General features: G+C 63.2%; 4 protein-coding genes and 3 pseudogenes. 1 reads left to right on the forward strand and 6 read right to left on the reverse strand.

What is annotated here, in order from left to right:
- Window positions 1–46 precede the first annotated feature (46 nt).
- The 6 genes and pseudogenes from AWC25_RS23185 to AWC25_RS27570 all read right to left on the reverse strand — a co-directional run.
- The gene (locus tag AWC25_RS23185) at window positions 47–481 is read right to left on the reverse strand and encodes a cytochrome c oxidase subunit 3 (RefSeq protein ID WP_142279011.1); all 435 of its coding nucleotides are present in this window, start codon (window positions 479–481) and stop codon (window positions 47–49) included.
- 96 nt (window positions 482–577) lie between these two features.
- A protein-coding gene (locus AWC25_RS23190) for an IS3 family transposase (RefSeq protein WP_142279012.1) occupies window positions 578–1,872 on the reverse strand; the annotation gives its coding sequence in 2 pieces (ribosomal slippage) (window positions 578–1,599 and window positions 1,599–1,872; 1,296 coding nt in all).
- A gap of 221 nt (window positions 1,873–2,093) precedes the next feature.
- Window positions 2,094–2,306 (reverse strand): annotated as a pseudogene (locus tag AWC25_RS27565) (alpha/beta hydrolase-fold protein); the annotation flags it as partial.
- Window positions 2,307–2,317: 11 nt separating this feature from the next.
- A complete protein-coding gene (locus tag AWC25_RS23200; RefSeq protein WP_142279013.1) occupies window positions 2,318–3,091 on the reverse strand; it encodes a hypothetical protein in 774 nt (257 codons plus the stop codon).
- A 937-nt stretch (window positions 3,092–4,028) separates the two neighbouring features.
- Window positions 4,029–5,282, reverse strand: a complete 1,254-nt coding sequence (locus AWC25_RS23210; protein WP_425320236.1) for an IS30 family transposase — start codon at window positions 5,280–5,282, stop codon at window positions 4,029–4,031.
- A 176-nt stretch (window positions 5,283–5,458) separates the two neighbouring features.
- Window positions 5,459–5,756, reverse strand: a pseudogene (locus AWC25_RS27570) (transposase); the annotation flags it as partial.
- Between the two features lie 211 nt (window positions 5,757–5,967).
- On the opposite strand from AWC25_RS27570, the pseudogene AWC25_RS23220 reads away from it, so the two are divergent.
- Window positions 5,968–6,279, forward strand: a pseudogene (locus tag AWC25_RS23220) (3-deoxy-7-phosphoheptulonate synthase); the annotation flags it as partial.
- Window positions 6,280–6,353 lie beyond the last annotated feature (74 nt).

Raw genomic sequence — 6,353 nt, forward strand, 5'->3', positions numbered from 1 at the left:
GGAGATCGACGACGTGCCAGAAACATGCCGCCCTCGAAGAACGCGATCAGCGTACGGCTGGGGCGGGCTTACGCGCGAAGCGCGACAACACTGTCAACACGGTCAAACCGATGAGCACGTGGACCAGGTGCGACCCCTTCAGCACGAAGTAGTACATGTAGAAATGGTTGGTGGTCGGGGTGATTCCCGCATGCACCTTCTGCGTGTACTCGACGAGCTTCACCACCACGAAGCACGTGCCGACGAGCACACCGGCGATCGTGAGCCTGGACGCGAGGTGCTGCCAACGCGGGTCCTTCAACGCGCGCGTCGCGAACACCACGATGATCGAACTGGTGAGCAGTATGAGTGTGTTGATCGCACCGAACGAACGGTTCAAGTGATCCTGCGACGAGGCGAAGAGGTCGCGTTCTGGTCCGCGCGCGTGCAGGTACACCACGAACAGCACCGTGAACACCAACATGTCTCCGAAGAGGAGCACCCATACACCGGCTTCACCGGGAATGTGACGAGGGCGCCCAACAGAGCCTGGTCGGCCGCGCAGGCGTTCGTCGTCGAGAGTGAACCATCCCGAGTTTCATGCACCCTCGGGGTTCTGTGAGTCGGCCGGTTGGTCGGTCACGAGTTGAGAATAGTAGCGGGTCTCGGCTTCGGCGGGTGGGATGCGTCCGAGGCGGTGCATGAGGCGCTGCTGGTTGTACCAGGCGACGTAGTCGGCGGTGATGTACTCGACGTTGCCCACGATGTTGAGCTTGCCGCGGCGGAACGGGGAGTCGGCTCGGACGCACTCGTTTTTGTAGAGCCCGATCGTGGTCTCGGCCAACGCGTTATCGTAGGCGTCACCGACGCTACCGACCGACGGTCGGATCTCCGAAAGACTCAGTGTATCACCGAATCTCACGCTCGTATATTGCGTCCCAGCATCGCTGTGGTGGATCGCACCGTCGATCGGATGCCCCTGGCGGCGGCGTAGTGCGGCGGCCTGACGGATGGCCGATTCGACGAAGCGGGTGTGCTTGGAGGCCGACGCCTCCCACCCCAGGATGGCTCCCGCATAAGCGTCGATGACAAACGCGACATAGACGAAGATCCCGGTCACCAACTTCACGTAGGTGAAGTCAGCCACGAGCAGCAGGTTGGGAGCGGGCACGCCGAACTGGCGGTCCACCAGATCCGGTGGCCGCACCGCCTCCGGGTCCGGGATCGTGGTGCGCACCTTTTTGCAGCGTCGCACGCCCCGCCAGCCATTTTTACGCATCAGCCGTTCCACCGTGGACTTGGCCACCGGGATGCCCTCGCGCTGCAGATGGGCCCACATCTTCAGCGACCCGTACAGCGACTCCGGTTTGCGGCGGCCCTGCTCGTCGGGCTCGTAGCAGCCGGCCAGGATCTGCGTGATCGTGGCATCCCACAGGGCCCGTTTCGAGGGCGCCCGCGTAGCCCAGGCATGAAACGTTCTCGGGGCGATCGGCATCCCGTGCTCGCAGAGCACGCGGCAGATCGGAGCGACCCCGAAACGGTCCCTGTTCTTGGCGATGAACTCGCAGACCGTGGCTGTCAGCGGCGGTTGCGCGGGTCGCTCTCCCGCACGAAGAAACTCGTTGCCGCCTTGAGGATTTCGATGGTCTGCTCCAGCTCGGCGTTACGGCGCTTGAGCGCGCGGATCTCCGCCGCAGCGTCACTGGACACACCGTCGCGCTCACCCTCGTCGACCTGATGCCGACGGATCCAACTTCGCAGCGTCTCGGCGGTCATCCCCAGCCGCTGAGACACCGCAGTGATCGCCGCCCACTCGCTCGGATAGTCATCACGATGATCCAGCACCAGACGCACAGCCCTGGCCCGGGTCTCCGGGTCGTACTTGCTCGCCACGACATGCACCTTCCCAAGAAGAGAGGTGCGCATCAAACGCGGGACGGTTCAGCCCGCCGACTTCCCAAATATTGAGCGTAGACCTGACGATTGCTTCCCTCTGCGATCTCCGGGCAGCCGATCATCGCGGCGGGTTCGCTGGCCGTAGTGCTGACTGGTCCGAAGACCCACAATCGCGTGTTGTTGTCCGCCAGCAGCCTGAGATGCATGTACGGCGAGTGCTATTTCCACCGGCCCAGTTGCGGCGCACCCCACATATTGTTGGTGTCGACACCGCCGAACTGTTGAAGGGTGGCGAGTATCGCGCCGTCCACGCCCGTGCGTTCTGGCGCAAGAAATCCTGACATCGATCCGGCGTAACAAAATCGGTCGGGGTAGGACGCCGCCAAAGCCATTGCGGCATAACCTCCTTGCGAGGCGCCTACGACGGCGCGCCCGCCGGGGGCTAGGGCGTGGAACCGTGGACTGCCGCTGGCATCTGTTCAGGGAACTGGGCCATTGCGGCGATTCGTGGCAGCAAGTTGCAGAGCAGATAACCGGCGACGATGAGTTCGAGGGCGATCGTTCCGGCGCCAATGATGTGCGCAGCGACTGGACCCACGTCCGAGTTGATCGCAGCTATGGTAGGCCAGCTGACCGTGGCGTAGAGGCCGAACTGCGATCCCGGCACTATCACGGGGATCAGCCAGAGCATCGCTTTGTTGCCTGTCGCGCAAACCGAGAGCGCTGCCGCGGCGGCGGCCAAAGGCATTGCGCCGTTGACGAAAATCATCCAGGCAGGCAGCCGCCAGAAGTCGGAAAAGAACGGGTTATGGTCGCCGTGGTAGGCGTAGAGCGTCACGACGTGGCTGAGCGGGACCTCGATGAAAATGTCGATCGCGACGATCGCCCAGTAGATCTGCCACATCGCTCGCGCGCCACCGCCGGCTCGGAGCCGATCGATTGCGAATAGGGACGCGCCGCCGACGAACCAGGTGTACGTGCCCAGCTGCCACAGCGGTACGTGGATGCCGAAAATCGTTATGAGGCGCCATTGACCGCCTTCGCTGGCGTACCACAGCAATGAGAATCGATCGGCGGCGGGCTCGAAGCTCGCGGCGCATAGCATCCCACCGATGATCACCAGGATTCGAAAGCGCAACTCGATGCCGCGACGTCCGCGCAACAGGTACCAGGTCGTTGCGGCGGCCACAGTGAACATGATGGCCGTCATGACCACCTGGGCAGGATAATCGACGACTTGGTCGACTGGCGCGTAACTAGGCGGCGCCATGGGACCGTCGCTCCTGGACTGAGAGTCGGCAAGCGGCGCTTGTCATCACGCGGTCTGGGGGTAGCACTGCACTCTCCAAATTCCGAACAAGCGAAGCGGGTGCCCGATTTAGGGCTTCAGCGTCTCAAAATATCGTCTAGGAGCGGCCGATGTCAACTGCGTAGGACACGAGATTCGAGGTTGTTTCTGACCGAGCCGTCCGCTTGCCCGGCCGCGACGTGGCCCGCGAGTTCCGCCTGGTACTCGGCGATAAGAGCGTCGAACCAGCTGGAAAAGTTCTGCAACGCGGCGGGAGTCTCGAAGGTGAGAACGATCGCGGTTCGGCGCGGACGCGTCCCGACCGGGTCCGTGCCGACAAGGCCTATTCGAGTCGAGCGACCCGCGCCCAGTTACGTCGGCGCCGCATCGTTGCGGTGATTCCTGAGCCCGCAGATCGATTCGCTCACCGCAAACGACGGGCTCGCGCGGCGGACGGCCACCGGCCTTCGATGCGCAGGACTACAAGGGCCGCAATGTCATTGAGCGCAGCATCAATGTCGTCAAGCAATGGCGCGGCCTGGCCACCCGCTATGACAAACTCGCCATCGTCTACCGCGCCGCCGCCGTGCTCAGGCCAATCGCCATCTGGCTAGCCCATTTATCGGACACACCCTAGGCCCTTGTTGGCTGTGAGCCAGTCGGGCACACCACGTCACCGTCCGCTGATCGGAAGGAAATGACCGCGGTGTTTAGATCGGCAGTAACGTCGGCAGACATGGCAGGCGGTTCTTACTAGCAGCGCAACAAGCTGCAATTGACGTACTGCCACGCCTGGGCCCTTAAGGGGCTCTTCGTGTCCGCGGCACGTGAATTCTGACCCCGGCGCGGCAGGGGTGGGTTCGAGTCAACGTCGCAACATCGGCGGATCTTCTGAGGCTAGTAGCGCGGCGAATAGATCGGCGGGACAACGGTCTTGCAGGACCATGCGGGGGCGGTTGTTGAGTTCGTCCTCGACTTCCATTGGGTGCCCCGGCGAATGGTTGGTCAGGGTGACGCCCTTGGGGAAGTAGTCGCGCAGCAGTCCGTTGGTGTTCTCGTTACTGCCGCGCTGCCACGGTGATCGGGAGTCACAGAAATAGACGGGCGCGCCGAGCTTGTCAGCGGTGGCAAGGTGACGTGCCATCTCGGTGCCCTGGTCCCAGGTGATCGACCGGAGCAGCGCCGGCGGTAGACCCTGCATGCGGAGCACTAAGGCGGCGTGCAACGAGTCGGAGTCAGCGCGCGGCAGATGTACCAGTCGCAGCATCCGAGTCTGGCGCTCAACCAGCGTGCCGATCGCTGAAAGGTGGTTGTCGCCGATGATGAGATCGCCCTCCCAATGTCCTGCCTGCGACCGGTCGATGGGGGGGAACGGTCGATCATGGATGGTCAGCATTGGCTGCTGAAACCGCGGTCTCCGGCGTTGCTGGCACTGGTGTGCCCGGCGATGGTCCCGGCCGGTACGCAACGGTGACCGACGGTGTGGCGCCAGCCGCGAGGGGCGCAAGAACCGCGAATTCGGCTGATAGACGGCCTGATAGATGCTCTCGTGGCACAACCGCATCGATGGATCGTCAGGAAAACGCAAACGCAGATAGCGGCTAATCTGCTGTGGGCTCCATCGCCGGCCGAGCAACTCGGTGACCACGGCGCTGAGGAGGTCGTTGGTGTCGACGCGGCGTCGATGGTGACGAGCTCGACGCGCGGTGGCACGCCGATGGGCATCGAAGGGCTGATAGTCGCGGCCAGCCACGCCGTTGCGGCGCAACTCCCGCGGAATCGTCGACGGCGCTCGGCCGAGTCGATCGCCGATCACGCGCAAGCTCAACCCAGACCGGCGCAGGTCGGCGATCTCGATTCGCTCCTCCTGGGAGAGGTAGCGTGGGCTGATCTCGCGGACCGTTAGTCGATCCAGGGGCGGGACGGACCCGACCTCGATGCCGTTGCGGTAGGTCTTGTAACCACGTGTCCAGTTCGTCGCCGCTGACCGAGAGACACCGACTTCGCGGGCCGCGGCGCGCCCGCTCCACCCGCGAGCCCGCAACTCCATGAACCGCTGACGTTTGGCCGATTGCGGACGGCGCCCCGGCCCCTTCTTCACCCGACGAGACGATGTCAACACAACCTCCAGAATTTAGAGAAGTGTTGCGACGACGCCTCGAAACCACCCTGCCGCCAGGGGGTCAATTTTCAGCCGCCGCCGACACATGCCACCCCACTCGATGTGAATCCTCTCGACCTGGATTCTCACAGTATCGGGGACAACGTAGGTGAGCGCCTCGAACAGCCCCCAACTCAACGAGAATAGCCGTCACGCTGCTCTGAGAGCGTTTGGCTCGTAGGTGGTTTGGCGCGCAGCGGTGCCCAGATGACGTTGATGCGGCGTCTGGCCAGGGCTAGGCCTGGATGGCGTTGGCCACCAGCTCGTTTCGCTCGTAGAACGCCCGGGATTCGGGTTTGTCCGCAGGCTGTTGTCGGCGGCCATGTAGCAAACGCGCAGGAGACGACGGTTGTATCTGCGTGGGCGTTTCACGTTGCCGGTGATGCGGCCGGTGTCGTGCGGAACCGGTGCGAGTCCGGCGACGCTGGCCAGTGTGGTATGGTCAGCGCCGTGAACGTTGTCGTGCGCATGTATTGGCGCTTTACCTTGGCTCCGGGTGGGGCCGCGGCTGGAGCGTTTGGCTAAGCGCACGACTAGCACCCGGAGCCCAAGCAGTGACCACAAGGTCGCTGCTTTTCGTTTTTTCAGGGCATCCGGAACCAATGGGCGTGCCCTGAGACCATCACAGGAAGGCACACCCACGATGTCGATCGCCAACCGTACGTCAGGCATTATCAACACCGCCGATCTTCGGATCGTGGCATTCCGAGACATCCCGGCTCCCAACGTGATCCGTACTGAACTTCCGTTGACGCCGGCGCGCGCTGCGGCTGTCCAGCGGGATCGTGACCAGATCGCTGCGATCCTGGCCGGTCGCGATGATCGACTGCTGGTAGTGGTGGGTCCGTGCTCGGTGCACGATCCGATCGCGGCGCTGGACTACGCTCGTCGACTCGTGGCATTGGTCGCCGAGCACGGTGATCAATTGAAAATCGTGATGCGGGTTTACTTCGATGTCAGCGGTCACGTAATTCCCCAGGTCTGAGGGGTTGTCCGTCACGTAATTCCCCACCCGCCGTCACGTAATTG

Source organism: Mycobacterium sherrisii (genome assembly GCF_002102355.1).
GTDB lineage: Bacteria > Actinomycetota > Actinomycetes > Mycobacteriales > Mycobacteriaceae > Mycobacterium > Mycobacterium sherrisii.